The organism is Halosolutus sp. DAT137 (assembly GCF_059736405.1).
This window is the reverse complement of record NZ_JCAQID010000007.1, coordinates 657,408-682,615: the sequence shown is the minus strand read 5'-3', so window position 1 is coordinate 682,615 and position 25,208 is coordinate 657,408. Positions and strand designations below refer to the sequence as shown.

The 25,208-nt window shown below is 64.4% G+C and carries 25 protein-coding genes; 9 read left to right on the top strand and 16 right to left on the bottom strand.

Features of this window, described 5'->3' with window-relative positions; translation table 11 throughout:
• Window positions 1–62: 62 nt before the first annotated feature.
• Window positions 63–899, bottom strand: a complete 837-nt coding sequence (locus AC6I6L_RS13045; protein WP_497918189.1) for a hypothetical protein — start codon at window positions 897–899, stop codon at window positions 63–65.
• A 155-nt stretch (window positions 900–1,054) separates the two neighbouring features.
• On the opposite strand from AC6I6L_RS13045, the gene AC6I6L_RS13040 reads away from it, so the two are divergent.
• Window positions 1,055–2,842 carry an ABC transporter ATP-binding protein gene (locus AC6I6L_RS13040; protein WP_497918188.1) on the top strand — a complete coding sequence of 596 codons (1,788 nt, stop codon included), beginning with the start codon at window positions 1,055–1,057 and terminating at the stop codon, window positions 2,840–2,842.
• An 87-nt stretch (window positions 2,843–2,929) separates the two neighbouring features.
• Here AC6I6L_RS13040 and AC6I6L_RS13035 read toward each other — a convergent pair whose 3' ends face one another.
• The 7 genes from AC6I6L_RS13035 to AC6I6L_RS13005 all read right to left on the bottom strand — a co-directional run bounded on the left by AC6I6L_RS13035 (window position 2,930) and on the right by AC6I6L_RS13005 (window position 8,859).
• Entirely contained in the window at window positions 2,930–3,835 is a 906-nt protein-coding gene (locus AC6I6L_RS13035) for a glycosyltransferase (RefSeq protein ID WP_497918187.1), read from the bottom strand.
• A gap of 314 nt (window positions 3,836–4,149) precedes the next feature.
• Window positions 4,150–4,344: a cold-shock protein gene (locus AC6I6L_RS13030; RefSeq protein ID WP_005554588.1), complete on the bottom strand. Its 195-nt coding sequence runs from the start codon at window positions 4,342–4,344 to the stop codon at window positions 4,150–4,152.
• 121 nt (window positions 4,345–4,465) lie between these two features.
• Window positions 4,466–4,684, bottom strand: a complete 219-nt coding sequence (locus tag AC6I6L_RS13025; protein WP_497918186.1) for a hypothetical protein — start codon at window positions 4,682–4,684, stop codon at window positions 4,466–4,468.
• Window positions 4,685–4,792: 108 nt separating this feature from the next.
• Window positions 4,793–5,500, bottom strand: a complete 708-nt coding sequence (locus tag AC6I6L_RS13020) for a carbonic anhydrase (RefSeq protein ID WP_497918185.1) — start codon at window positions 5,498–5,500, stop codon at window positions 4,793–4,795.
• Between the two features lie 112 nt (window positions 5,501–5,612).
• A complete protein-coding gene (locus AC6I6L_RS13015) occupies window positions 5,613–6,410 on the bottom strand; it encodes an ABC transporter permease (RefSeq protein ID WP_497918184.1) in 798 nt (265 codons plus the stop codon).
• Window positions 6,410–7,438 (bottom strand): ABC transporter ATP-binding protein, encoded by a 1,029-nt coding sequence (locus tag AC6I6L_RS13010; RefSeq protein WP_497918183.1) that lies wholly within the window; start codon window positions 7,436–7,438, stop codon window positions 6,410–6,412. Before AC6I6L_RS13010 ends, AC6I6L_RS13015 begins: the two co-directional genes overlap by 1 nt.
• A 206-nt stretch (window positions 7,439–7,644) precedes the next feature.
• Entirely contained in the window at window positions 7,645–8,859 is a 1,215-nt protein-coding gene (locus tag AC6I6L_RS13005) for a site-2 protease family protein (RefSeq protein WP_497918182.1), read from the bottom strand.
• A 481-nt stretch (window positions 8,860–9,340) separates the two neighbouring features.
• On the opposite strand from AC6I6L_RS13005, the gene AC6I6L_RS13000 reads away from it, so the two are divergent.
• The 3 genes from AC6I6L_RS13000 (at window position 9,341) to AC6I6L_RS12990 (ending at window position 11,576) form a co-directional block, all read left to right on the top strand.
• Window positions 9,341–9,586, top strand: coding sequence for a MarR family transcriptional regulator (locus AC6I6L_RS13000; RefSeq protein WP_497918181.1), 246 nt, complete (start codon window positions 9,341–9,343; stop codon window positions 9,584–9,586).
• A 229-nt stretch (window positions 9,587–9,815) separates the two neighbouring features.
• On the top strand, window positions 9,816–10,346 hold the full coding sequence (locus tag AC6I6L_RS12995; protein ID WP_497918180.1) for a 50S ribosomal protein L16: 531 nt from the start codon (window positions 9,816–9,818) through the stop codon (window positions 10,344–10,346).
• A 357-nt stretch (window positions 10,347–10,703) separates the two neighbouring features.
• Entirely contained in the window at window positions 10,704–11,576 is an 873-nt protein-coding gene (locus tag AC6I6L_RS12990) for an ATP-grasp domain-containing protein (RefSeq protein ID WP_497918179.1), read from the top strand.
• Between the two features lie 137 nt (window positions 11,577–11,713).
• Here AC6I6L_RS12990 and AC6I6L_RS12985 read toward each other — a convergent pair whose 3' ends face one another.
• Together AC6I6L_RS12985 and AC6I6L_RS12980 are read right to left on the bottom strand one after the other, a co-directional pair.
• A complete protein-coding gene (locus AC6I6L_RS12985; protein WP_497918178.1) occupies window positions 11,714–12,112 on the bottom strand; it encodes an Hsp20/alpha crystallin family protein in 399 nt (132 codons plus the stop codon).
• Window positions 12,113–12,162: 50 nt separating this feature from the next.
• Window positions 12,163–13,230, bottom strand: a complete 1,068-nt coding sequence (locus AC6I6L_RS12980; RefSeq protein ID WP_497918177.1) for a type II glyceraldehyde-3-phosphate dehydrogenase — start codon at window positions 13,228–13,230, stop codon at window positions 12,163–12,165.
• A gap of 303 nt (window positions 13,231–13,533) precedes the next feature.
• On the opposite strand from AC6I6L_RS12980, the gene gap reads away from it, so the two are divergent.
• The 4 genes from gap to AC6I6L_RS12960 all read left to right on the top strand — a co-directional run bounded on the left by gap (window position 13,534) and on the right by AC6I6L_RS12960 (window position 17,079).
• Window positions 13,534–14,604 (top strand): type I glyceraldehyde-3-phosphate dehydrogenase, encoded by a 1,071-nt coding sequence (gene gap, locus AC6I6L_RS12975; RefSeq protein ID WP_497918176.1) that lies wholly within the window; start codon window positions 13,534–13,536, stop codon window positions 14,602–14,604.
• 40 nt (window positions 14,605–14,644) lie between these two features.
• Window positions 14,645–15,853: a phosphoglycerate kinase gene (locus AC6I6L_RS12970; RefSeq protein WP_497918175.1), complete on the top strand. Its 1,209-nt coding sequence runs from the start codon at window positions 14,645–14,647 to the stop codon at window positions 15,851–15,853.
• Between the two features lie 165 nt (window positions 15,854–16,018).
• A complete protein-coding gene (locus tag AC6I6L_RS12965) occupies window positions 16,019–16,381 on the top strand; it encodes a DUF7857 domain-containing protein (protein WP_497918174.1) in 363 nt (120 codons plus the stop codon).
• The gene (locus tag AC6I6L_RS12960; RefSeq protein ID WP_497918173.1) at window positions 16,378–17,079 is read left to right on the top strand and encodes a MinD/ParA family ATP-binding protein; all 702 of its coding nucleotides are present in this window, start codon (window positions 16,378–16,380) and stop codon (window positions 17,077–17,079) included. The genes AC6I6L_RS12965 and AC6I6L_RS12960 overlap by 4 nt, the downstream gene beginning before the upstream one ends.
• 64 nt (window positions 17,080–17,143) lie before the next feature.
• Here the strand turns inward: AC6I6L_RS12960 and AC6I6L_RS12955 are convergent, their stop codons facing one another.
• From AC6I6L_RS12955 to AC6I6L_RS12930, 6 genes are all read right to left on the bottom strand, one after another.
• On the bottom strand, window positions 17,144–18,433 hold the full coding sequence (locus AC6I6L_RS12955; protein WP_497918172.1) for a DUF7125 family protein: 1,290 nt from the start codon (window positions 18,431–18,433) through the stop codon (window positions 17,144–17,146).
• A 102-nt stretch (window positions 18,434–18,535) separates the two neighbouring features.
• Entirely contained in the window at window positions 18,536–20,251 is a 1,716-nt protein-coding gene (locus AC6I6L_RS12950; protein WP_497918171.1) for a type II secretion system F family protein, read from the bottom strand.
• Window positions 20,248–22,206 carry an ATPase, T2SS/T4P/T4SS family gene (locus AC6I6L_RS12945; RefSeq protein ID WP_497918170.1) on the bottom strand — a complete coding sequence of 653 codons (1,959 nt, stop codon included), beginning with the start codon at window positions 22,204–22,206 and terminating at the stop codon, window positions 20,248–20,250. Before AC6I6L_RS12945 ends, AC6I6L_RS12950 begins: the two co-directional genes overlap by 4 nt.
• Window positions 22,207–22,269: 63 nt before the next feature.
• Entirely contained in the window at window positions 22,270–22,734 is a 465-nt protein-coding gene (locus AC6I6L_RS12940) for a DUF7311 family protein (protein ID WP_497918169.1), read from the bottom strand.
• Window positions 22,731–23,444 carry a DUF7310 family coiled-coil domain-containing protein gene (locus AC6I6L_RS12935; protein ID WP_497918168.1) on the bottom strand — a complete coding sequence of 238 codons (714 nt, stop codon included), beginning with the start codon at window positions 23,442–23,444 and terminating at the stop codon, window positions 22,731–22,733. Before AC6I6L_RS12935 ends, AC6I6L_RS12940 begins: the two co-directional genes overlap by 4 nt.
• 69 nt (window positions 23,445–23,513) lie before the next feature.
• Window positions 23,514–24,575 (bottom strand): ATP-binding protein, encoded by a 1,062-nt coding sequence (locus AC6I6L_RS12930; RefSeq protein WP_497918167.1) that lies wholly within the window; start codon window positions 24,573–24,575, stop codon window positions 23,514–23,516.
• A 74-nt stretch (window positions 24,576–24,649) separates the two neighbouring features.
• Between AC6I6L_RS12930 and AC6I6L_RS12925 the strand changes: the two genes are divergently transcribed.
• Complete coding sequence (locus AC6I6L_RS12925; protein ID WP_497918166.1) at window positions 24,650–25,159, top strand: DUF7382 domain-containing protein; 510 nt, start codon at window positions 24,650–24,652, stop codon at window positions 25,157–25,159.
• Window positions 25,160–25,208 lie beyond the last annotated feature (49 nt).

The following is a 25,208-nucleotide window of genomic DNA, read 5'->3' as shown; positions in this document are numbered from 1 at the left end:
TTGAGGCGGATGGTGGCCCTCGGGAAAGGTATGCTGTCGATACTGTTCGACTCCCCGACCGATCAGTCGATCGAACTGGCCGGCACCTCGTTCGACGATCGGCCGTTCTCGCGGAGTCCACGGAGATCGGGGTGATCGGGACTCCCGTTGGGACGCCCGTACGCCTCACGCGTTTCCATCCAGTCTGCGTGGCGGACGAGGATCCCGACCGGGATCGATTCGAGGTCGAGGAGCTTCGCGATCGCGAGCCGGTGGCGGCCGTTGACGAACAGGAGAGTTCCGTCGCGAGCGACGTCGACGACGACTTCGTCCGTCACCCGGAGTAGCGATGGCTCCCCGAGTTCCCGCTGGGACCGGTAGCCCTCGGTTCGGATCGTCTCGTAGAGGGCGTCGATCTGCCCACAGCGCTCGCGAATCTCAGCCGCCGACGTCAGACTTCGCCAGGACTGTTCGCCGCGGTCGGCCAGTTCGAGACAGCGATCGACGAACGGCGTTTCCTCCCAGGCGAGTCCATCCACGAAGTGGGCACGCAGGGAGCGATAAAAGACGCTCTCGGAGAATCGATCGGCACGGTAGAGCTCATACCGGTGGCGGTAGGCGTCGTCGACGATCGGCGGCTCGTCTCGTCGGTCCCACGTGCCAGCTCTGACCGTTCCGAGTTGGGACCGTTTCCCGTGGTACGGTGGGTAGGGTCGTCCGGTAAACGCCTCGATCCGATCCGGATCGACCCGGCGGACGGCAAACGGATCGGGTGGCCGCTCGTAGCCGTCGAAATCGTCGTCGAGCGTCCGGCGAAGATACGAATTGCGCACGCTCGCCGGGACGGAGATGGGGCAGCGCTCGTAGAGACGTTCGACGAGTCGGTGGACGTCGATAGTCGGGGACCCCTCAGTAGACATACGCGGTCGATCCATTCGGAACACGAAAACCGGGGCGATCGTTCAGCCGAGACGGACGACAGAAGGGACATCCTTCCGGACGGTCGATCGGTGGCTCCGGGGCCGGTAGCGTCGACATAACAAGGCGTGACTCTCGTGAGATCCGAACTGATTCGATGTCTTCGGAGGATCTCTCACTTCGGGAAAAGCTTCGCGGATTGTATCTCATCGCGACCTTCCGCCCGTCGCTGACGCTACTGATCGTCGCCTTTAGCGCCTTCGTGGCGCTGCTGGAAGGGATCGGATTGAGCTTCATCGTTCCGATCGTCGAACTGGCACAGAACCCAGATTCGGCCGCGAACGCGGACGGGATCGCCGGGCTCTTCGTCACCGCGTTCGACGCCCTCGGCGTCCCCTTCGAGCTCGGCTATATCGTTGTCGGCGTCAGCATCGTGATGACGGTTCGATTCCTCTCGAGTATCGCCCTCGCCTGGCTGCGCGTAACGCTACAGACGTGGTACGTTCGTGATCTTCAGCGACGTGCGTTCCGAAACGCCCTCGACGCCCACACGGCGTACTTCGACCGCGAGGGGTCGGACGACATCATCAACGCGATCGTGACGCAAGCGGAGTACGCCGGGAAGGTAATTCGAGACACCGTCCGCCTGTTCGGCACGTCGTTGCTCATCGTCGCCTATCTGGGGGTCGCGTTCTATATCTCTCCGCTACTGACGATCCTCGCGGGCGGTGCAGTCGTGGTGTTGACCGTGCTCGTGCGGACGATTACGGAGGCGGGCTACACGATCGGCGATCGCGTCGCCGATGCGAACGAACGCATCCAACAGCGCGTTCAGGCGGGAACGCAGGGCATTCGTGAAGTGAAGATGCTGGGGATCGAAGACGATATTTATACGGCGTTTTCGCACTCGCTGGACCGGTTTACCGACGCGACGATCACGCTCGGCCGGAACGAGGAAGTGATCAACAACGTCTACAATCTCTCCATCGCGATCCTCGTCTTCGGCCTGATCTACGTCTCGGTCACGTTCGCTGATCTGACCCTCGCGACGCTCGGCGTGTTCCTCTATGCGATGTTTCAGGTCGGTCCCAGCGTGAGTCAGGCGAACAAGTACTTTTACAAGATCGAAGGGCGGCTCCCGCACCTGCTTCGCACCCAGCGATTTATCGAAGAACTCGAGGCCAACCGCGATATCGAGGGCGGTGACCTACCGGTTCCGACCGATCCGACCCCGATCGAATTCGATCGAGTGTCGTTCGCCTACGGCGACGACGAGGCCGTCCTCGACGACCTCTCGTTTACCATCGGGCGCGGCGAATTCGTCGCGTTCGTCGGCCAATCCGGCGCGGGGAAATCGACGATCGCCGCGCTGATTGCCCGACTGTACCGGCCGGATTCGGGCGAGATTCGCGCCGCCGGAACGCCGATCGACGAGTACGATATCGATGCCTGGCGGGACGCCGTTGCGTTCGTCCGCCAGGATCCGTACGTGTTCAACGATACGTTGCGGGCGAACGTCACGATGGCGAATCCCGACGCCACCGACGAAGAACTCGAGTGGGCTTGCCGGATCGCGCAGGTAACCGAGTTCGTCGAGGACCTCCCCGAGGGCTACGAGACGGAACTCGGTGACGATGGCGTCAGACTCTCCGGTGGCCAACGCCAGCGGGTCGCGCTCGCACGCGGCCTGTTAGAGGACACGCCGATTCTCGTTCTCGACGAAGCGACCAGCGCGCTCGATGCGACCATCGAACAGCGGATCCAGACCGAACTGGAAGCGATGGACCGCGATCGAACCGTGATCGCGATCGCTCACCGACTATCGACCGTCTGCGACGCGGATCGCATCTACACGCTGGAGGAGGGTACCATCGTCGAACGAGGCCGTCACGGCCAGTTACTCGATCGAGACGGGCCGTACGCGGAACTGTACGCCGCACAGTGATTCGGTAACTCTGCTTGCGTCTCGCTCACGAGATGCGCGATCGGTACCGATACACCGGTCCGTCTGACTGGCGGGAGCCTGTCTCGGTCACCCGAGACCGATCCGTTCGGCGGCTCTCCCCGCAATTCCGGCGAGTTTTCGGAGATACCCGATCGCGTACATCCCGGCTTTCTCACTCCCGGAGAGGTCGTTCCAGTCGGAGCCGAAGTTTCGGTGGAACCGAACCGGGTGTGGCGGCAACAGCGCGAACGGGTGATACAGCGGGACCGGATCGTATCGATCGGGATACTTGCGCCGACGCTGGGTGATACCGCGACCGATGCGGACGTACTTTTTGAGCAGCGATCGGACCGACGTTCGTGGCGGGTGGACGACTCGGGTCTTGGGTGTGTACAGGAGCCGTCGCCCGGAGGCAGCGACTCGCTGTCCGAACTCGGTATCGCCACCCGAAACGAGTTCCTCGTCGAACGTCCCGAGGTCGCGAAACACGTCGCGGGCGACGAACAGCGCACAGGTCGGTGCGAACTCGTTGTGCTCGACATACCGTTCGACCGGGAACCCGGTGAGCGCGTTGAACTGTCCGGTGAGCGTCCGACCGGTGTTCGGAACGTCGACGCGACAACCGAGATATTCGCCATCTCGATCGCGAAGTTCCGAGAGACCGGTTGCGAGCCAGTCGCGGTCGACGACGACGTCCGCGTCGACGAAGGCGAGATACTCGCCCGAAGACGCTCGAATGCCGGTGTTTCTGGCCGCGTATGAACTCTGTACAGCTGTCTCACGCTCGACGCGGACGACGTCCGGATGTGCCGTCTCCGCGGCTCGCGCGACGGCGAGCGTCTCGTCGTCGGAGTCGTTGTCGACGACGACGATTTCGTAGGCGCTCGTCGGATACGTCTGCTCGAGCAGCGAATCGATCGTCATCCGGAGTCCCGCCGGATCGTTGTACACCGGCACGATAACGGAGATGAACGGGTGGTCGGCAGTGGACATAGACTCGAGACTCTGGGGAAAAGACGCGACAGCCCACGATAGTTATCGGCTCGTTTCCACCGCATCTACGGACGGAGCGGGCCGTCCCTCGAGACCGAACGAAATCGAAGCGTTCCGTACCTGAGACGGAGTGCCGTGCCAGAGTCTCGGTGACCTCCGAAACGGGCTACGACTCGATCGAAACCGGCTGCTTGCGGTTCGTTTCACCGCAATTGAACACGGACGGCGATCCGTTCGAACGAATCGACCGATGAGGCCGCCGCTCGGGATCGTAAAATACTGCAATCAAGAGCCGATACTACCGCGAATTTGCCTTACAGGCGCTCGACGTTCGTCGCGCGCGGGCCCTTGGGGGCCTGCTCGATGTCGAACTCGAGTTCCTGTCCTTCCTCAAGGTCCGGGCCGCCGATGTCTTCCATGTGGAAGAACACGTCGTCGTCCGCGTCCTCAGTTTCGATAAATCCGTAGCCGCCAGTGTCGTTGAAGAAATCAACGGTTCCTTTCGCCATTGCTTTTGGATGGAGACGCCCGACACTGATAAACCCACCGGAACTGCGCAAAATCCAGATTTCGCTCTTTCGAGCCTCTCTACTGCCATATCCGCCCCAAAATATCAGATCAGCTTTCGGCTCAGACACCGTCCCGTTCCTCGAGTCGGTGGACGGTCACCGAGACGAAGTAGACCAGCATGAACAGGAAGAAGCCACCGACGAGGCCGGCGAGTTCGCGCGACCCGACGCCGTCGGGCGAAACCACCGCGAGTGCGACGAGTGCGACGAGAAACACCGCGATGGTGAACACGCCGATCGCATAATAGAAACCGGTGTCCGTTTCGAGGAACTCCCGCATACGCCATCGTTACAGTCGGGACGGCAAAACGGTACCGACCGCGATCGGATGCGGGCCGGCGGTAGGCTACCGTCGGTGGGATGTCGACGACGCCCGCGCACCGATCGATCAGTAGAGCAGGCTCCGAACCGCCGACTCGTACGCTTCGGGGACTCGATCGCTGATGGCTGCCGGGTCCGTCTCGCCGTTGACGTTGACGAGGTACGTGCGACCGTATTCCTCGCCGTAGACGCCCTGGAAATCGTAGACGAAGCCGTAGACGTCGACGTCGTCGGGGACCTCGGGGGAGTCCCGGAGGAACGACGCCTGATGGTCGACGTTGTATTCGACGAGCTGGTTGATTACCGTCTCGTCATCAGCGTCGGCGTCGATGTCGTCGCTTTCGAGTCCGGCTTCGACGACCGGTACGAGCGTGTCGACCCATTTGTCGACCCCGCGCGGGCCGGGACGCTCGCCGCCGGTCGCGACACCGTAGGCCGCAGTCACCGCGCCACAGCCGGTGTGGCCGACGACGGCCGCCGCGTCGGTTCCGGTGTGGTGGATCGGGTACAACACGCCGCCGTCGACGATCTGCTCGCCGTCGTCTTCGTCCCATACCTGATTGCCGATGTTGCTCGGCGTGAACACTGTTCCCGGCTCGTCGACGTCCCACATCCGTTCCTGTGGGACCCGCGAGTCGGAACAGCACACCGAGACGATGTCGGGTGCCTGCCCGGTCTGGACCGCCTCGAAGTAGTTCTCGGGGAGTCCGTCGACGTGGCGTTCGTTCCCGGCGAGCAATTCGTGTAATACGCTCTCGTCGTGGTCCGCGCACATACCACAGTATCCGCCTGATGACGCCAAAATCCTTACTTATCGTGACGACCCGTCGTGGACCGTTCGCGGCGAGAGTCTCGGTTCTACTCGTCCTCCCAGATCGAACCCGGGGTCAGTCGGTCAACCCGTAACCGGTTTTGAACAGGTAGACGTCGATCGCGAGCACGACGGCGGTCAGCGTGGTGAGCACGCCGAGGGCGAAAAGCGGCGCGACGTCGGCGTAGGCAGCCGGCGCGACCTCGTGGAGGTCTGAGTAGCCGAGGAGGCCGTACCGGACGCTGTCGACCATGTAGACCATCGGGTTCAGCAGGGAGACGGTCTGCCAGATCGGGTCGAGCATGGTCAGCGAGTAGAAGACGGCCCCGAAGAAGACCAGCGGGCGCAGGATGAACTGGTTCATGACCGTCAGGTCGTCGAAGTCCCGGGCGATGAGGCCGCCGATGATCCCGAACCCCGCAAAGAGCGAGGCGATGACGACCATCGTTGCGACGAGGAATAGCCCGTTCTCGACGCTGATCGGGACGAACAGGCGGCCGATCAGCGCGATGATGACGCCGACGATCAACCCTCGAACGGCACTTGCGCCGACGTAGGCGACAACCATCTCGACGTACGACAGCGGCGAGGTCAGCGTCTCGTGGATGTACTCGTTCCACCGGCCGTGAAAGATCGAAAAGGACGCGTTCTCGAAGGCGTTCGAGATCGTCCCCAGTACGACCAGCCCCGGAATGAGAAAGAGGATGTAACCGATCCCGGCGACCGGTTCGTCGATCCGGCCGCCGAGGATGACCCCGAAGACGGCGAAGTAGAGTACGTTCGTGATCGCCGGCGGCATGAACGTGTTCTTCGGTCGGCGGACGAACCGCAGTATTTCGCGGCGAAAGAGCGCGCGGAAGCCGACCGACAGCATCAGGCGACCCCCTCCCGTTCGCGCTCCATGCCGTCGTCGCCTCGGCCCTCACCCGCACCCGCCGCGTCACTCTCGCCCGTGCCTTCACCCATCCCCGATCGGGTCACGGTTCGATCGTCGCGTTCGGTGAGGTCGACGAAGATCTCCTCGAGCGACGTTCGGGAAATCTCGAGGTCGACGATCTCGTGGCCCATCGCTTCGAGGTCGTTCAACAACTGGGGCGCAGTCGAGCCACCGTCGTCGACGCGCACTTCGAGTCGATCGCCCGAGACCGTCGTTTCGTGTGCGTAGGGACCGACGTCGGGCGCGACTGCCGGCGCGGACGCGAGGCGAACGGCGATCGTGTCGGTGCCCCGCATTTTGAGTTCGTCTGGCGTCGCGACGGTCACCTTTCGGCCTTCGTTCATGATCGCGACGCGATCGCAGAGCCGTTCGGCCTCCTCGATGTAGTGGGTCGTCAACAGGACGGTCGTCCCCTCCTCGTTGAGTTCCGTGACGAGTTCCCAGAGGTCGTGACGAAGCTGGACGTCGACGCCCGCGGTCGGCTCGTCGAGGATGAGCAGGTCGGGGTCGGTGACGAGCGCCCGCGCGAGCAGCAGGCGGCGTTTCATCCCGCCCGACAGCCAGTCGAACCGCTCGTGTCGTTTGTCGTAGATCCCGACGCGCTTGAGGACCTCGTCGGCGCGATCGGCCGCCTCGTCCTCGGGAACGCCGTGATAGCCGGCCTTGTGCATCAGCACCTCCTTGATCGGGAAGAAGCGATCGACGTTGAACTCCTGTGGGGCGAGCCCGATCGCGTCGCGGGCCTGCCGGTAGTCGTCCTCGACGTCGTAGCCGAAGACGCGCGCCTCGCCGCCGCTTTTGCGGACGAGTCCGACCAGCGTGTTGATGAACGTCGTCTTTCCCGCGCCGTTGGGACCGAGGAGACCGAAAAATTCGCCCGCCTCGACGGTCAGCGAGAGCTCCTGTAACGCGCGCAACTCGCCGTAATCCTTTACGAGATCGACGGTCTCGATCGCTGGTGGCATCGCCCGGAGATCAGCCCCAGCCGCGGTTAAGAATGTTGGTCTCGGCACTCGAAACGGCCGTTTCATACGGATTGCTGTACCAGTGTACCAGTGTACCAGTGTACCAGTGTACCAGTGTACCAGTGTACCAGTGGTCTCACAGACTGCCTGCGGTTGCGCCGGAACTGACGGACAGCAGTCCGTGTCAGTCCGATGGCGAGTCGGAGTCAGTCGGCGGTCCGTGGCTGTCCGGTCAGGTTGACGGCACCGCTTTGCTGGACGATATCGAAGGCCGTCATCAGGTCGGTTCGCGAGATCAACCCGACGAGATCGCCGCCGTGGTCCCCCCGGGAGTACCCGCTCGTGCGGGGCTCGCCGTCGACGACCAGCAGGCGTCCGATGTCGTCTTCTTGCATCCGTTCGAGAGCGGTCATGGCGTCCGAGTCGGCGGCGATCGTCTTCAGGTCGGTCGTCATCACGTCCGCGACGGTGAAGGCGTCGCGCTCGACGGCGTCGATTTCGCGGGCGTCGGAGAGCGTTACCAGGCCGACGAGGCGCTCCTCGCCGCCGGTGGTCTCGACGACCGGGTAGCCGGTGTGGCGCTCGGTGAACATTCGCTGGATGAGGTCCGCGATCGAGGTGTCCGGTTCGACGGTGTGGAGGTCGCCTGCGGGCGTCATGATGTCGGTGACGGAGACACCCTCGAAGGCGGCTTTCATCGTCACCTGCTGGGCCTCGCTCGAGGCGGCGATGTAGACGAAGAAGGCGACGCCGATGAGGATGATGTTGAACGCCACCAGGCCGAACAGGCCCATGAAAATTGCGAACAGCTTGCCGATGCTCGCTGCTTGCTGGGTCGCCTGCGCGTATGGCTGTCCGCGAGCGAGCAGCGCTCGCAGGATGCGCCCGCCGTCCATCGGAAACGCGGGGACCATGTTGAAGATCGCGAGCGCGACGTTCAGGACGGCCAGATAGCCGAGGACGAATCGCGCGCCGCTGAAACCCTCCGGCGTTACGTAAAAGAGACCGAACGAGCCGACGCCGACGAGGACGGAGACGATCGGGCCGGCGATGGCGATGGTGAACTCCTGTCTCCAGTCTTCGGGCATCTCCGAGAGGGCGGCGATGCCGCCGAACAGCCAGAGCGTGATCGAGTCGATCGGAAAGCCGTAGCGCTGGGCGGTCAACGAGTGGCCGAGTTCGTGAAGGACGACGCCGACGAACAGCCCCACTGCGGCGGCGAACCCGAGGAGCCACGGCATCGAGCCGGTGGTGATCGCGCCGAGATCGATGCCGGCTCCGAGGAAGTCGTTGAGCAGGTCCCCAACAGCCTCGATCTGGATTCCGATCAGATACGCAAACAGCGGGAGAACCAGCAGGAAGGTGAGGTCGAGTTTGATCGGGATCCCGAACAGCGACCCGATTCGGAAACTCTTCATCATGCCGAATACTACCGGTGGAGGCCCCTTAAGCACGCTGCCGGTTCGCCGCTCGGTCGATGTTTTGACGCCGATCTACGTCGGATCCGAACGCTCGCATCTCTCCGTTCGCGATCGACGATCGTCGAGTGTGTCTCCTCACCAGGCGTACAGTTCCCCGCTGGTACTGGATAGATTATTATTCATTATACGTCTGAGATTGGCCGGAAAAACACGTATCTGTACTGACAACCCTCGTTGCTGGCGGAGTACAAACGATCTCGAACGATCGAGTCAGTCGCTCCTGTTGATCAGAGTTACCGATGGAAAATAAGCTGTCGCAGTGGCCTTACAGCAGTAGTAGTGCCCGCTCAGGCTGTGTGATGCTCTCCCACTGGTCTCTGTCAGGGCAAACCAATACATATTATCACATATGTATCGATTAACCAGTATTCACTCCCTGCCACATAGATTTATACTATAGTTTGTCGTTGGTGTTGGCACGATGATGGAACAACAATTCGCACCCGATCAGAACGCAGCCGACACCCTCGAGCAGTTGCCGACCGAACTCAGTTCGCCGCAGGCGAAACTCGTCTATCTCTACCTCGACGCTACCGGCGGTGCGACCCTTGCCGATCTGAAGGCAACGCTGTCGATGCAGAAGATCGCCATCCTGAGCGTCATCAGCTCACTCTCGAAGCAGGGCCTCGTCGAGAAAGACGGGGAGACGTACGCGCCGATCGCGTAAAGATCGACGCGGTATCGCTTTGCAGGACTGCTGTTGTTCGATCGACCGGTCGCTGACCCGTTTTCGGGTCTCCGTTCGTTCTCCAATCGATCTCGGTTCGGTGCGCTCGCGGTCTCGATCTACCATGTCAATCCTCGTCAATACCTGTATTAGCGCTTCACGCGGCAACGCGGGGCTTCGAAGGCTTTATCCGAACGGTAGGCTTCCGTTTTCGTAAGTAACCACAACCATGTCCGACAAACCCGCCTCAATGTACCGGGAGATCAGTAAACCGGCGTACACGCGTCGCGAATACATTACTGGGATCCCCGGCTCGAAGATCGCACAGCACAAGATGGGCGACGCCAGTGCGGACCCCGAGGACTACCCCGTCCAGATCAGCCTCGTCACCGAAGAGGAGGTCCAGATCCGCCACGGTAGCCTCGAGGCCTCCCGCCTCTCTGCGAACCGTCACATGTTGAAAAACGCCGGCGAGAACAACTACAAGATGATCCTGCGCAAGTTCCCCCACCACGTCATCCGGGAGAACAAGCAGGCGACCGGTGCGGGTGCGGACCGTGTTTCCGACGGGATGCGCCAGTCGTTCGGCAAAATCGTCGGCACCGCCGCTCGAATCGATGCCGGCGAGCGAATCTTCACCGTCTGGTGTGACTTAGACGACGCCGAGCACGCCAAAGAGGCGTTCCGCCGTGCGTACAACAAGATCACGCCGCCGTGTCGGATCGTCGTCGAGCGCGGCGAAGAGCAGTTGATCGCATAACGGCCTTTTTCGCCGTCGGTCGAGGGAGCGTCGCTTTGGCGTGATCACGTGGGGGCGTCGTTCCCGATCGACTTCGAATACCTGCCCCCTCGCTCCGTTCTGATACGGATTAGTGTCCGTCGGTACCGCCGATCGGCCAAGACGGTTCGCCGTTCGGCGGTAATTGATGACACTGATCCGTATGAACACACAGCGTTTTCGCCGTGAGCCGCTGAGTAGCTCGTTCCTTGCGGATCGTCCGCTCCGTACGATCGCCCGCCCCCTGCGATCGTCCGCTCGCGTGTCCGGGTCGCTGTCGGATCGATCGAGGCGCGCCTCTCGACTACCTTTTTGCCCGTCCCATCCCGACTCCCGGGTATGATCGATCTCGCGGTCGCGAACGACCAGGAGACGTTCGGGCGAATGCGCGAGCCGCTGGCCGACCGTGGCGTTCGGGCCCACCACGTTCCGGTGAGCGAACGCACGGTTCCGCTCGGGGCAGACGCGCCGTGGTCAGCCGGCGAGTACGACGTCGGATTCGTCTACCCGGGTCGGTTGATGGAGGGTGGTGTGGGCGATGCGATCCTCGACGTCCCGTGGCTCAACGATCGCGACGCCGTGCTCACCTCGCGGAACAAGGCCGAAGTGATCGCCCGCCTCGAACGGTCCGGCCTCCCGGTCCCGGAGTCGGTGTACGTCTCGAACGACGTTGGCGAGGACGAACTCATCCGGGTGTTCGATCGGTTCGAGCCGCCGGTCGTCGTCAAGCCGAACTCGACGACTCGCGGCGTGGGCGTCGCGAAGGCCCACGACCTCGATTCGTTTCTCGGAATCTGTGACTACCTCTCGCTGGTTCACGACTACCGGGCGACCGGCGATCGATCGTTTCTGGTCCAGGAGTACCTCCCCGACGCGACCGACTACCGGGTGATGGTTCTCGACGGCGAGTACGTCGGGGCCGTCGAGCGTCGACTGCCCGCGAACGCGGTGCGGGCGGGCCAGTGGAAACACAACGTCCACCGCGGGGCCGAGGCGACGGGAATCGATCTCTCACCGGAGTGGCGCGACCTCGCCGAATCAGTCGCCGCCGCCCTCGAAATCCCGTTTCTCGGCGTCGACCTGCTCGCGACCGACGACGGCGTCGTGATCAACGAGACGAACGCTCGGCCGACGATCGATGCGGCCACGAAGTACGAACCCGGTTTTTACGATCGGCTGGCGGCGGCGATCCGATCGGCCGGGAAGCGATAAGCGGTTCTGGTCGTGAGCAAGGAGTCGACGAACGCGACGGTGGGGTCGACGAACGCGAACTGACGATCGAACGGTCCACCCGCAGGATTTGGAAACGGTTGTGACCGCGACGCGACTGTGGTACTCGAGACGCTGTCTTACTCGAGGCTGATGCCCGAGGACTGCTCTGCGGGGTCGAAGACGACTTCCAGGACGCCGTTGTTGTACGTCGCAGAGGCGGTGTGTTCGTCGACGCGCTGTGGCAGGGAGACGCGTTCGTCGTACTGGCGGTGGTCGCTGTGGGCGGAGATGGTCAACGTCTTGCCGTCACACTCGAGTTCGATGTTGTCCTTCGGGACGCCCGGCAGGTCTGCGATGACCCGGACCTCCTCGTCGGTGTCGTGGATCGTCACGTGGGTGTCCATCCCGAATCCGTTGTCGACGGCGTTCGAGGACTCGAACTCCACGTTGTCGGTGCCGTTCATCATTTCGTTCATCATTCGCTCGATCTCGCGGAACAGGTCGTCGAAGGGTTCGTCGCGGTCGTCTCGACGCATGGCTGTGCATAAGTAGGGGAGGTGCAAAAACTTTCCCCGACCGCTTCGGATTAGTCGGCGGTTTGTGGGTCTACGGTCAGGTCTTTCCGGCCGCGAAGTCGGCCGAAGCTGATTCCGAGCGTTTCGTTCGTGACCGCTCGACTTTCGGGTCCGGTGACCTGGCCCGTAAGCGCGCGCAGCGCGTCGATATTTTCGGGAACGACGTCTGCTTCCTGGTGAACCGCTTGCATACAGTAGAGGTCCCGTCCCTGGAGCGTGATCGATTCCTCCCAGATACAGTTCTCCCAGATGTCGCCCCGGGGCCGGCCGGCGTCGAGTGCGAAGTCTTTGAGCGTTCCAGCCCCGTCGATCTGGGTGTAGTCGGGAATCGTCACGAGTCGGTCCTCGTTCTGGAGCAGGTCGCGAACCTGCGCCTCGTCGTCGGGCGTCCTTTCGAGGGTCACGTTGATCGCGTGAACGTGCATCATCGTCGTCGGGACTTTCAGTCCGATCGTGTCGATGTCGAGGGTCGGAAAGACGGTCTGGACGTCGGGACCGTGGTGGGACGGAATCGAAACGGGGTCCGGAACCGCGTCGTTGATCGGGCCGCGGCCGGTCTGGTCGGGGTCGCCGCCGCGTCGAATGAGGGTTACGCGGGCCTTGTCGACGCCGTAGCGCTCTTCGAGCGGTGCGAGGAATCGCGAGAGTCCGGTCGTGTTACAGGAGACGACGCGAACGTAGTCTGCGTCGTCGGCTTCGTCGTAGTTCGCTCGGGCGTTGAAGCTGACCTCCGCGACGGTCGCGTCCTCTCCGCCCTGAAAAATCGCCGGCGTATCGTGGCGTTCGTACAGCGGCCGATTGGCGGCACCGATGCCGGAGGGCGTCGCGTCGACTATCACGTCGCTTTTTGCGACCAGATCGTCGACGATCCCTGCAGGGTCGATCCCGATCCGGCGGAATCCCTCGATACGATCTTCGTCGATGACGTAGATGTCCTCCCCCTTTTCAGCCGCTCCGATCGCTACGTAATCCGGGCTCACCTTTCCGACGCCACAAACCGTCATGTCAGGTTGTGCTCGAATCGCATCCGCGACCCGTTTCCCGATAGTTCCGTATCCGTTGACTCCGACCCGTAGCATACGATATGTTCTCCACCGCCAACGCGCATAACCTTTTTGCAAGAATATGATAGATGTTAACTCGGAATTGAGTTACTTGGAGTAGAATCGCAGTACGTAGTGTGTTATTGACTCTCTCATTATGTTTGGCAGGAATTATGTATTTTGACACTTCTCGCGAAATCACCGTGAGGAACGTCCCGTCGCTGGCGTTTCTTGACGGGAACCGTCGTTCGCTCAGTTGGCAGGTCGCCCGCCGTGTTACCGGCTGACGCCCGTATCGGATGGGAAACAATTTTAACGCTGCTCTGCGAGTACTCATATATGAGTGAATATTCGTACGACGGTGGAGAGGCGGGGGAACCGCTCCGGATCGGACTCAACGGTTTCGGCCGAATCGGGCGGAACGTTCTCCGTGCGTCGCTGTCCGACGGCAGCGTCGAGGTCGTCGCCATCAACGACGTGATGGACAACGACGACATGGAGTACCTGCTCCGGTACGACTCGGTCCACGGCCGGCTCGACGACGTTTCCCGCGACGGCGACACCCTCTCGATCGGTGATCGCGACATCGAACTCCTTTCAGAGCGTAACCCCGCCGAACTGCCCTGGGACGACCTCGGCGTCGACGTTGCCTTCGAGGCGACCGGCCTGTTCCGTACCCACGACGACGCGGCACAGCACCTCGAAGCCGGTGCCGACAAGGTCATCATCTCGGCACCGCCGAAAGGCGACAAACCCGTCAAGACGATCGTCTACGGCGTCAACGACGGCGAGTACGACGGCGAGGATGTCGTCTCGAACGCCTCCTGTACCACGAACTCCGTCGCGCCGGTCGTCAAGGTCCTCGACGACGAGTTCGGCATCGAGTCGGGACTGCTGACGACCGTCCACGCCTACACTGGCACCCAGAGCCTGATCGACGGGCCAAGCGGCAAGCGCCGCCGCGGCCGCGCCGCCGCCGAGAACATCATCCCGACCTCGACCGGCGCTGCGATCGCCACCACCGAAGTCCTGCCCCAGCTCGAAGGCAAACTCGACGGGATGGCGATGCGCGTCCCCGTTCCGAACGGCTCGATCACCGACCTCACCGTCGACCTCGAAGCCGACGTGACGAAAGAAGACCTCGCCGACGCCATCCGCAACGCTGCGGACGACGAACTCGCGGGCGTGCTCGGCTACACCGACGAGGAAATCGTCTCCCGAGACATCGTCGGACTTCCGTTCTCCTCGTACGTCGACCTCGAATCGTCGATGGTGCTCGAAGACGGCCTGGTGAAGCTGCTGACCTGGTACGACAACGAGTACGGTTTCTCGAACCGGATGCTCGACCTGGCCCGCCACGTCGCCGTCGAAGCCGACGACGTCGACGCCGAGGAAACGATCGCACACTGAACGCGGTTCTTTTATCCGCTCCCGTCGCAGTTGATTCCTTATGTCCGCGTCACCGTTCCAGACGATCGACGATATCGAGTCGGGCCAGCGCCTGCTCGTTCGCATCGACATCAACGCACCAATCGAAGACGGCGTCGTCCAGGATAACCGCCGATTCGCTCGCCACGCCGAGACGATCGCGGAACTCCTCGAAAACGATCACGCGATCGCGATCCTCGCCCACCAGGGGCGGCCGGGGCGGGACTCGTTCGTCTCCCTCGAGCAGCACGCCGACGTTCTCGCCGGCCACCTCGATCGCGCGGTCGGCTTCGTTGCCGATACCTTCGGCGCAGACGCCCTCGCGGCGATCGACGACCTCGCGTCGGGCGACGTACTGGTGCTCGAAAACGCTCGAATGTGCGAGGAGGAACTCCCCGAAGAAGACCCCGAGATCAAAGCCGAGACCGAGTTCGTCCAGACGCTCGCGCCCGAGTTCGACGCCTATGTCAACGACGCCTACTCGGCGGCCCACCGATCGCACGCCTCGCTGGTCGGCTTCCCGCTGGTTATGGACGCCTACGCGGGGCGCGTGATGGAAACCGAGTACACCGCCAACTCCGCGATCCAGAACCGCGAGTTCGACGGCACCGTCACGATGGCGCTGGGCGGGACGAAAGCCGAAGATCTCATCCCCGTCATCGAACAGGTCGACGACACCGTCGATCGGTTCTGTCTCGGCGGAATCGTCGGCGAACTCTTCTTGCGTGCGGCCGGCCACGACCTCGGCTACGACGTCGAGGGGACCGAGTTCTTCGACCACCAGTGGGACGACCACCAGGAGACGATCGAGCGCGTCCTCGACGAATACGGCGATCGACTCCACCTCGCAACGGATCTCGCCTACGACGACGACGGCGAGCGCGCCGAGGTTGCCGTCGACGGTATCTCCAAGGATACGTCCTATCTCGACGTCGGCTCCGAGACGGCCACCGAGTACGCCGACCTCGTCGCTGACTCCGAGGCCGTCTTCGTCAAGGGCGCTCTCGGCGTCTTCGAGGACGAACGGTTCGCAGACGGCACCGTCGACGTGCTCACGGCGATCGCCAAGACGGACTGCTTCTCGGTTGTCGGCGGCGGCGACACCGCCCGTGCGATCGGGATGTACGGTCTCGACGAGGCCGACTTCGGTCACGTCTCGGTCGCCGGCGGGGCGTACGTCCGCGCGCTGACCGGTCAGTCGCTCGTCGGCGTCGACGTCCTCGAACGCTGATCGCGCCGCTTGCGACATCGAACGAACCGCACGCGTCACCCGCTTCGATTTCCCACCTGTCCGTCGCGTAGACGCGTCAAATCTGCGCCGTCGCAACCGTTTTCCCGACGAACAACGCTTTCGCCGTGCTGACCTTTTTATCCGATCGCGAGCACAACCGGTGGCATGATCGACCTCGACTGGGAGATGCAACGACGCGGGGGAGTGACGTTCGTGACGGCAATCCTCAGGAACGAGGGGACGACACCACAGCGGGTCCGACTCGAGAGCCGACTCGACGGACCGACGTGGCCGCCGCGTACCCCCGACGGAACCCCGTCCGGGTGGGACGAAGATGGCTGGGAGGGGGTGGTCGAACCGGGACGATGCCGGGGCGTCGGCTTCGCGGGTCCGGCGGGCTTGGCGGAGCCGCCGATCGAACTCGTCGACGCCACCCGTGAGTCCGCGACCGCACCCCCGGCGGCCGAGGAACTCCTCGCCTCGCTGGGCGGCTGGAAACCGACCGGTACCGTGGTCGAACTGCGATGATCGTCGCCGTCACGGGGGGCAAAGGCGGCGTCGGGAAATCGACGGTCGCGCTGAACCTCGGCCGGGAACTCGACGCCGTGGTGGTCGACGCCGACCTCGTCGCGCCGGATCTGCCGCGTGCGAGCGGTGGCGGCCCCGACCTCCACGACGTTCTCGCGGGGCGTGCGACCCCGCTGGACGCCGTCGTACAGATCGGGACCGTTCAGTTGCTTCCGTGCGGTCGCACCCTCGCCGGCGCTCGCGCGTCCGACCTGACGGCGCTCCCGGACGTGCTCGATCGACTCGAGCGGGAGTACGATCGCATCGTCGTCGACTGTCCGGCTGGACTCGCTCGCGACGTCGGCGTCTCGATCGAGCACGCCAACGCTGCAGTGCTCGTAACCGAACCGACCGAACCGGCGCTCGTCGACGCGCTCCGGACCCGACGGCTCGCTCTCGCGCTCGAAACGCCGATCGCGGCGGTCGTGTTGAATCGAGCCACTCGGCCAGACGATGCCCGCCTGGCGCGGGTCGAACGGAAGTTCGGCGCGCCACCCACCGCCGTTGGCGAACGCCCGACTCTTACCGATGCGATGGTCGAAGGGCGACCGATCCGCGAGGTCGATCCGGAGTGTACAGCTGTCGACGCCTTCGAGACCGTCGCGCGCTCGATCGAGAACTGCGAGGGGCGTCTCTCAGACCGAATCGGCAATCGCTGATCAACTGGAGCTTGGTCCAACTCCGCTCTCGACGGAACACGCTGAACCCGGATGGACCTCGAACTCAGTCCGCGATCGATTCCGTCCCGAACGTGGTTGGTGCTGGCTCGTCGAACTCGAGTTCGATCGTCTCCGCGACCCGACGGTCGGGACGGAATTTCGGAATCGACAGCCGGTGTTCGACGCCGGCGTCGGGTGACGTGTCCGTCCGGAGGTCGAAGACGGCGTCGACGGCGTGGACGGTTGCCGCCCGGTTTTCGGGACGATCGGGTCCCGCGAGACAGTGCAAAAGAGCGATTCCCTCGGTTTCGATCATCCGTTCTTTGAGATCGTTCAGGAACGAGACGTACGCGAGCCGATCGCACCGTTCGAGCGGATCGGCCACGTCCACGACGAGCGTCGCCCCGTCGGGCAGTTTGTCGATCATGGCGGCCGCATCTTCGAGCGCGTCGGAGCCACCGACGTGTCGAACCGTCGGATTCCCGGTCTCGACGGACGCACAGGCGACGGCTCGAGTGACGTTTGCCGCCGTTCGCTCGGTCGACAGGTACAGCGTTCCGCGGGGAGCCGTCACACGGTAGAGAAGCTGTTCGGACTGACTCGCCGGTTCGGCGGTCAACGCGACGACGGAGCCGGGTGCCAGCCCCCCGCCGAGGCGCCGGTCGACCCGATCGATCCCCGTCCGCAGCAGGGCGTCGTCGTACGCCGGCGGCGTCCGAACCGTCGCGTTTCGGGTCCGGAGTCGCTCGGCGATCGCCTCGTAGACCGCCATCGCCTCGTCGTCGGTCAGCGGCGACGCCGTCTCCGGGACGACGCCCAGGACGGGAACACCGACCCACGATTCGACTGCGTCAGGGACGCCATCAGCCCTGTTCACCACAGCTCCGACCACCGGAACGTCGAGTCGACGGGCCATCTCGACGGTCGTTTCGGCGGCACCGTGGCTCCGATCGTTCGCGGTCGTGACGACGAGTACGCCGTCGGCCGCCGACAGCGGTTCGACCACGTCGGGTCCCGCACCCGACGGACAGTCGACGATGGGCTGTGCCGACTCGCAGTCGAGCCCTGCGAGCGCCGCCTCGACGTCGATTCGATCGGTCTCTCTCGGCGCGGGAACGATCCCCGCGGCCGACGTTCGCGGACTCGGTTGTGCGACCGATTCGACGGGCCGGCCGTCAGCTACCGTCGTGAGCGTCGGCTCTCGGTCGACGCCGCCCGTCACGTGGAGATTCGGAAGCTGTCGGTCGGCGTCGATCGCGACGGCTGACGTTCCCGTTCGTGCAAACCCCTCGACGAGGCCGAGCGTGACTGTCGTCTTTCCGCATCCTCCGTTCGCACCGGCGATGGCGAGCATACCGGGAGTGGCGCGCCTTCCTTTTTGAACCCGCGCACCGATTCCCAGCGGCGGTGACGCGGTGTTTTGCGGCGTGTCCCTGATATCCCACACCGAGGCCTCTTACAGCACAATCTCGATGATGCTGACGGTGATGGCGTAGATACTCATCGCGGCAAGGAGCGCGCGACCGACGTGATACCCAAAGAGGGCCCGGTCCATTCCGTACCGAAGGGCCAGCGAGAGCGGCACCAGGATGAGACACAGGAGGAGTAAGAACAGGCCGACGACGATACCGAGCGCCTCTGCTGAGAACGCGGCGACGTCCATCGTTCCCGTCCCGACGAGGTCGTCACTCGACAGCAGTCCGGCCATCCCGACCGTCGCGCCGGCTACCATCGGCCCGAAATACGCCGCCGTGTTGTCGAGCGTTCCCGTCACCTGCTCCAGACGTCGTTTCGTCTTCGCCTCGACCCCTTCGAGTTCTTCGAGGTGGTCAGCCATCGAGACGATCGCCCGGCCGGCGGGTTTCCCCTCGTCGGCGGCGATCGCGAGCAGGGCGGCCGTCCCGTGGGCTCGCGGGCTCGGGACGTCTCTGAGCGCCCCGTATTCTCCGAGAAACGCCTCTTCGACGCCCGTATGGAGTCGACGCTGAACGCCGGCAGCGTGCTCGAAGACCGCCCCCGTCTCGGCGGGAACACGCCTCGCCGCGAGTTCGATCGCGGATTCGACGGACTCGCCCTCTGCGACCTGCCGGCCGACGATGTAGAGGGCGTCGGTCAGGTGGTCTTCCACGTCGCGGACGTGGTTCCGAACCGCCAGAATCGGCGCAAAAACCGCCATCAGCGCCGCGCCCAGACCGATTCCGACGCCGACGATCGGCGCGAGGTAGGACGGACCGACCGTCGCCGTCAGGGCGTAGCCGACGCCGCCCGCGAGAACCCCCCACAGCCCTCGTAACCAGAGTCGGTCGGGGACGTCCGGATGCGTTCGATGCACGGTCGGCGGAGGAAATGCGACCGGCCGTCTGGTGAGCAGCCAGACGCTCGCGCCGAGCACTCCAGCGGGGAGGACGACGTTGTACAGCAACACGACGATCCAGATATTGATCGAGATACCGACCATCGGAACGGCGGGAACGAGCGCGATCAGCGCCAGCGGAAGCATGATCCCGAACGCGAACAGGCCGCTCGTCGGAGCGCGAATCGACGCCGTAAACTCCGCCATCTGGCTGCGCGTCCCGTCGAGGACGGCCGCGAGCGATCGATCGAGCGTTCGCACCCGCTCGGCCTCCGGGGCGTCCTGGGCGGTCGCGAGCAGGTGCGCCGACCGCCTGAGCGCCGGAAACCACTCGGCCCACTCCGTGGCGAACGACAACAATCCAGTCTCCGAGGTTCCCATCGATCGATCGACGTGCGCGCCGAGACTCGCGGCCAGCGGCCCGTCGCCGGTGTCGGCGGCGAATCGGACGGCGCTCTCGAGAGCCGGCTGGACCTGCATCCGCAGGACCGCCCGCCCGACAAGGTTCGGCGTCTCGCCGAGGGCTTCCGTCCGACGAAACGCCGCCTGTAGGTGTGGGATCGAGTGGAGAGTCTGGATCGCTGCGACTGGAACCACGAGCACGAAAAACAGGACGAACGTGATCGGTGCGGAGGTCAAGAGCAGTGAGAGCGGGACCAGCGCGCCGACGATGCCGGCTCCGTAGCCGGCGCGGACGATCGTCTCGTCGTCGTGTGGCGAGTCGACGAACGCGAGCGAGTCAGCGAGGTCGTCGTTCCCCTCGACCTCGCCGGGGTACAGCCCAGCAAGGGTCCGAACGAGCGTCGTCAGCAGGGTCATCCATCGACCACGCGGTTCCCGCCCCGCTCGCGACCGGGTGCCCGATCGGCGTAGGCCGCGGCGACCTCTCGCGGTCCCGTCCGGCCGTCTTCGGCCAGCCGCGACAGCGCCGCGGCGCGCTCGGCGATCTCCGCTCGAACATCCGCGTACTCCTCTCCCGGACGAGCGAGGCGATCGACGAACCGACTCTCGCCGCGATCGATCCGACCGGTTGCCCTGGCTCTGGCGGTCCCATCGAGTTCGTACAGTGACTCGAAGGTGCTCTCTTCGCCGTTCGGAACGACCTCTTCGATCCGGGCAAGTCGCCGCCTGCGGCCGGTCGGCGTCTGGACGGCCTGCACGGTGACGACGAGATCCGTCGCCCCGAACGAGGACGGTTCGACACCGAGGTCGGAGACGACGCGCTCGTAGACGGCCTCACCGCCGTCGCCGTGGATCGTCCCCAGAACCGCGTTCGCGCTCGCGCCGACCCGCATCGCCTCGTAGAGCACGGCCGCCTCCTCGCCGCGGATCTCTCCGACGACGAGCGCGCCGTCGCCGAGACGGAGCGCGGTCCTGAGCGCCTCTACGGCCGTGATCTCCGCACCATCGCCCGTTCCCGTCCGAAGCGCCTGAACGTCCCGATCGACCGACTGGAGCGGCCCCACTGGGAGTTCGGGCGTGTCTTCGATGACGACGGTCCGGGTGTCGGGCGTCAGTTCGTACAGTAGTGTTCCGAGCAGCGTCGTCTTCCCGGAGCCGCGGGTTCCGGCGATCAGCGCGGCCGCGTTGCGTTCGACGGCGATCGAGAGGAACGCTGCGCCCTCGGCCGACATCGTTCCGTTCGCCACGAGCGCTGGGAGAGTGAACCTGTCGTCGGCTTCCTCGCGGAACGCGAAGGCGGTTCCCGCGGCGACGGGATCGGTGACGCCTGCGACGCGGACGCCCGTCCCGTTCCCGAGCGCGGCGGTCGCGTCGATCGTCGGATTCGCCCGCGAGAAGGCTCGCCCGCTGGTTCTGCGCACACGGGAGGCGAGCGCCCGCGCACCCTCGGGCGTCAGGTGAACGTTCGTCGTCATCGACTCGCCGTCGACGACGACGCGAAGCGGGTTCTCCGCGACCGGCGAGGTGACGTAGACATCCGTCACGCGGGGGTCGCCGAACAGGTCTTCGAGCACGCCGTAGCCGCTGGTGTGTTTCGAGAGGATCGCCGTCAACAGCGGGTCCGCTGGCCCATGGGTCGCGGCCTCGATCGCACGCGATGGCGCGCGGTCGCCTTCGACGACCCCCTCAGCGATCGCTTCGTACCCCTCGAGGAGTCGCGCTCGCTCCGCCGCCGAGAGCGTCCCGTCGATCGGTTCGAGCGCGTACAGCGCCACGCTGTCGGATCGCGCGTATATTCGCGCCTCGCTGCCGGTGTCGAGAGACCGGACGTCTCGGAGTCGTGCCCCTGCGTCGATCTCCGGGTCGACGAACGAGTGACCGATGGTGAGACCGACGGCCGGCGTCAGCACTTCGCCGTATGTATCGACCCTGCGCGCGGTCGCCGCCAGCCCGGATTCGGCGGCAACGTCGGCGGCCGGGCCGAGCGTGGATTCGAGTTCTGTGGCGACTGCGAGCGGATCGCGCGTGGCGGTCTCGCGCAACCGGTCGTCCCGATCGCCAAGCAGTTCGACGAACCGTCCCGCCGCCCCGAGGAGGTCGACAGCGCGATCGCCGTACCGGCGTTCGATCCCGTTCGATCGCGAGACGATCTCTGAGGCGTCACGCGTCGTGAGCGCCTCGACGACGGTCCGTCGACACGCCGGGGTCGTTGCGAGGTCGCCATCGCAGTCGCCTGCGTCGACGACGAGCGTCTCCTCCTCGAACGAGGGGCGACAGGCACACGGCCCGTCCGTCCCCTCGTCGAGGAACGCGTCGAATCCGAGATCGTCGAGAACCGATCGGACGGCGCTCTCGAAACGATTCTGAGACATGTCGGGACTGGCTGCGCGTTCCGATTTAAACTCACACCCGACTCGGTCCACTCGCACTTCCACTCAGAGCCGACGGGCGACGATCGTCGGCTCGCCGTCCTCGTCTGCGACCAACAGAAGCGCCAGGCGTTGCGTTTTCGCGCCGCCGAGTTCGGTCGTCGCCGTCTCGTCCGGATCGTTCCAGACGATTTTCTCCTCGATCACCGTCTCGCGGCTCGTCCCGTCGTCGAGCACGTACCGCGCGTGCGTGTAGTTTCCGTCGCTGTGTGGCACTAACTCGACGTGATCGACACCTCGCGTGGTCAGCGTGCTCTTTGGAAACGAGAGTTCCACGACGCGTCGCGGGTCGGGATGCCCGGCCGGCGTCACCGCCTCGTGGGTCGCGAGCGAGGTCGCCGCGTCGTCGACCCTCGCGAGGGTTGTCTCGACTGCCCGTTCGCTGTTTATTCTGGCTCCCGTCTCGATGGCGGGTATCGCAATCGCGACGAGTGCGACTGCGAGCATCGCTGCGAGGACGTATCTGATCACGGCAATCGAGTGCGGACTGTGGCGAGAAAGCCTGACGAACTGTCGTGCTCCTCGACCGTCGACGCCGATCGACGGCCGTTGCCGGACTCGCCGCGCTCGTCGGTCGAATCGCCAGGGTCGTGTTTCGTCTCACTCTGCTCCTCGATCGTCCTGCCGAGTAGCCTTTCAGCGGTTTTCTCCGGGTGTGGCTCCTCGATGAACGGGCCGGCGTCGTCGCACGAACCGTCGACTTCTGGAGTCCAGTCGGAGCGGTTCGACTCCCTCTGTCCGGGACGGTTCGATTCGTCCGGGACCACACGATCCAGTCTATCGGGCTTGCGGGCGTCCGGCACGGGGAGACTGACTTCGGTCTCGTCGTTCGGTGCGGGCTTCCCATCGTCACCGACTCCGCGGTGCTTTTGAGGCGTGAGCGTCCCTTCGAGTTCGTCCAGTCGATACTCGAGTCGATCGACGGTGGCGATCGCCGCGTCCGCCCGCCGTTCGGCGCGTTCGTTGACCGATTCGACGTGGCCGGCGATGCCGTCGATCGCGTCGACCGTTCCCTCGAGTGTGGCGATCCGCCGTTCGTGTTCGTCGAGTCGCGTTTCGACGGCTTCGAGCGCCTCCGCCAGCGCGGCGAGATCGGCGAGCCGATCGAGCTCGGCGTCGCCGTCGACCACCGCGCGTTCGACCGCCGACAGTCGCTGTTCGATCCGCTCGATGTCGCGCATGGCGACTGTGGCCGCGCGATCGTATTTAAACGCATCACCGGGAAGACCGATCGGTTGTGCGCCCGGAAATCAGTCGTGGACCCGGACGTCGCTCGCTCGCGGGCTGCCACCGCCGTGTGGGGTCTCGCGCGGGCGTACCTGTGCCGCGTGGACCGTCTCCGTGGCGTCGTCGATGATGAGCACCTCGCCGGGATCGTCCGGGAGCCGATCGGAATCCGACAGTGAGACCGTCATGTAAGTCGGCTGGGCGGCCTGAAGCGCGTCGAGGTCCGCCTCGGCGGTTAGCCGGTGGGAAATCAGCACGTCGGACTGGGAGATGCCGACAGGTGGGATCGCACTCGGGCGCTGGGTCGCAGAAACGAGGCTCACGCCGGGCGAGCGCCCGCGAGTCAGAATCGTCTCGAGTGCGGGTTCGGCCACGCCGCCGAAGAAGGCGTGGGCTTCGTCGAGCAAGAGCCACGGCAGTCGATCGATTCGACCGTCGACGCGCCCGCGGTACAGCGCTTCGCTGACGCCCCGACAGACGGCGTTCATCGGCGCGGCTCCGAGCCCGGAGACGTCGACGATCGTCACCTCACTACCGCCGAGGTCGATGGCGTCGATACCGTCCGCGTCGAAGACGCCCCACGAGTCCGCGAGGTGCAGGTGATTGCTCGCCGCGCGTTTGTCGGTTTCCGGAGCCTGAGTCGCCTCGATGTATGTTTTCATTTCGTCGATCGTCGCCGCCGACTGGGCGGCCTGCCAGACGAGACTTCCCGCACCGCTTTCCGATGAGAGGCCGAGAAGCGCACACCACGACTGGGGATCGAGGGCGGTCGGCGCGACGGCTGGCTCGTCGATCACCGTCGCGGGAACACCCTCGCCCGCTGTCGATTCTGCGAGCGTGTCGAAGACGCCCATCGGATCGACGATCACCGGTGCGACGCCCTCGGCCCCGGCGAGCCCCTCCGCGAGGACGCCCATCGTGTAGGACTTACCGTACCCTCGTTTTCCGACGATCAACATCGCGTGCGGCCGATCGAAATCGAGGTACAGGTCCGCCGCCTCGCTCCCGTCACGGGCACGATAGGCACCAAAGTGCCCGACGGGCCCTGCCTCGAGGTCGTCGCCGCGTCCGATGACGAAACTCACGCCCGGACTCGCCGCGCCTTCACTTTTGAACTCGCGGTCTACCGTTTAAATCAGATGGCGAAGCCAGAGTGGGTATGCTGTCGAAGATACCGCCGTCGAACACAGCCGACGGCCTAACGCGGTCACGATCGTTCGCCGCGGACGACCGCGCGATCGAGGGGTTACCGATCCGGCTGGTGATCGCGCTCGTGGTCGGCGTCGCTGCGCTTGCACTGATGTTGAATATGCTCGGAACGATCGGGGAGGTCGGCGATACCGAGGTGACGATCGACCTTCCCGACTCGGACGACCAGATCATCGAAGAAGGCTACGACGGTAGCGTTTCCGTCCACGTGATCGACGAGAACGGCGGCGAAGTCGCGGATGCGACCGTCGTCGTAACAGCGGGGTCGGCACAGCTCACCGAACCGGTGTACGAGGAGACCAATGCCGACTCGAACGTCGTCGAAATCGACTTCGACGGCGAACCGGGGCTTCGTGCCGACCAGGACATCGGAACACTCGAAATCGACGTGATTCCGCCGGCGGATAGCAACTACATCGACGAGCAGCCGAATCCCGAAATCCGTGTCACGACGACGTAAGCACACACCCGTGGCCGGCACGATGAAATCGACACTCACGATCGTCGCT

Bases quoted from the DNA above. Each gene is read 5' to 3' on its own strand.
- AC6I6L_RS13000 (WP_497918181.1), top strand. From the start codon at position 9,341: ATGATGGAACAACAATTCGCACCCGATCAGAACGCAGCCGACACCCTC.
- AC6I6L_RS12985 (WP_497918178.1), bottom strand. From the start codon at position 12,112: ATGCGTCGAGACGACCGCGACGAACCCTTCGACGACCTGTTCCGCGAG.
- AC6I6L_RS13010 (WP_497918183.1), bottom strand. From the start codon at position 7,438: ATGCCACCAGCGATCGAGACCGTCGATCTCGTAAAGGATTACGGCGAG.
- AC6I6L_RS13030 (WP_005554588.1), bottom strand. From the start codon at position 4,344: ATGGCGAAAGGAACCGTTGATTTCTTCAACGACACTGGCGGCTACGGA.
- AC6I6L_RS13045 (WP_497918189.1), bottom strand. From the start codon at position 899: ATGTCTACTGAGGGGTCCCCGACTATCGACGTCCACCGACTCGTCGAA.
- AC6I6L_RS13040 (WP_497918188.1), top strand. From the start codon at position 1,055: ATGTCTTCGGAGGATCTCTCACTTCGGGAAAAGCTTCGCGGATTGTAT.
- AC6I6L_RS12945 (WP_497918170.1), bottom strand. From the start codon at position 22,206: ATGTCTCAGAATCGTTTCGAGAGCGCCGTCCGATCGGTTCTCGACGAT.
- AC6I6L_RS12995 (WP_497918180.1), top strand. From the start codon at position 9,816: ATGTCCGACAAACCCGCCTCAATGTACCGGGAGATCAGTAAACCGGCG.
- AC6I6L_RS13025 (WP_497918186.1), bottom strand. From the start codon at position 4,684: ATGCGGGAGTTCCTCGAAACGGACACCGGTTTCTATTATGCGATCGGC.
- AC6I6L_RS12990 (WP_497918179.1), top strand. From the start codon at position 10,704: ATGATCGATCTCGCGGTCGCGAACGACCAGGAGACGTTCGGGCGAATG.
- AC6I6L_RS12950 (WP_497918171.1), bottom strand. From the start codon at position 20,251: ATGACCCTGCTGACGACGCTCGTTCGGACCCTTGCTGGGCTGTACCCC.
- AC6I6L_RS12960 (WP_497918173.1), top strand. From the start codon at position 16,378: ATGATCGTCGCCGTCACGGGGGGCAAAGGCGGCGTCGGGAAATCGACG.
- AC6I6L_RS13005 (WP_497918182.1), bottom strand. From the start codon at position 8,859: ATGATGAAGAGTTTCCGAATCGGGTCGCTGTTCGGGATCCCGATCAAA.
- AC6I6L_RS13015 (WP_497918184.1), bottom strand. From the start codon at position 6,410: ATGCTGTCGGTCGGCTTCCGCGCGCTCTTTCGCCGCGAAATACTGCGG.
- AC6I6L_RS12925 (WP_497918166.1), top strand. From the start codon at position 24,650: ATGCTGTCGAAGATACCGCCGTCGAACACAGCCGACGGCCTAACGCGG.
- AC6I6L_RS12970 (WP_497918175.1), top strand. From the start codon at position 14,645: ATGTCCGCGTCACCGTTCCAGACGATCGACGATATCGAGTCGGGCCAG.
- AC6I6L_RS13035 (WP_497918187.1), bottom strand. From the start codon at position 3,835: ATGTCCACTGCCGACCACCCGTTCATCTCCGTTATCGTGCCGGTGTAC.
- AC6I6L_RS12935 (WP_497918168.1), bottom strand. From the start codon at position 23,444: ATGCGCGACATCGAGCGGATCGAACAGCGACTGTCGGCGGTCGAACGC.
- AC6I6L_RS12980 (WP_497918177.1), bottom strand. From the start codon at position 13,230: ATGCTACGGGTCGGAGTCAACGGATACGGAACTATCGGGAAACGGGTC.
- AC6I6L_RS13020 (WP_497918185.1), bottom strand. From the start codon at position 5,500: ATGTGCGCGGACCACGACGAGAGCGTATTACACGAATTGCTCGCCGGG.
- AC6I6L_RS12955 (WP_497918172.1), bottom strand. From the start codon at position 18,433: ATGCTCGCCATCGCCGGTGCGAACGGAGGATGCGGAAAGACGACAGTC.
- AC6I6L_RS12965 (WP_497918174.1), top strand. From the start codon at position 16,019: ATGATCGACCTCGACTGGGAGATGCAACGACGCGGGGGAGTGACGTTC.
- gap (WP_497918176.1), top strand. From the start codon at position 13,534: ATGAGTGAATATTCGTACGACGGTGGAGAGGCGGGGGAACCGCTCCGG.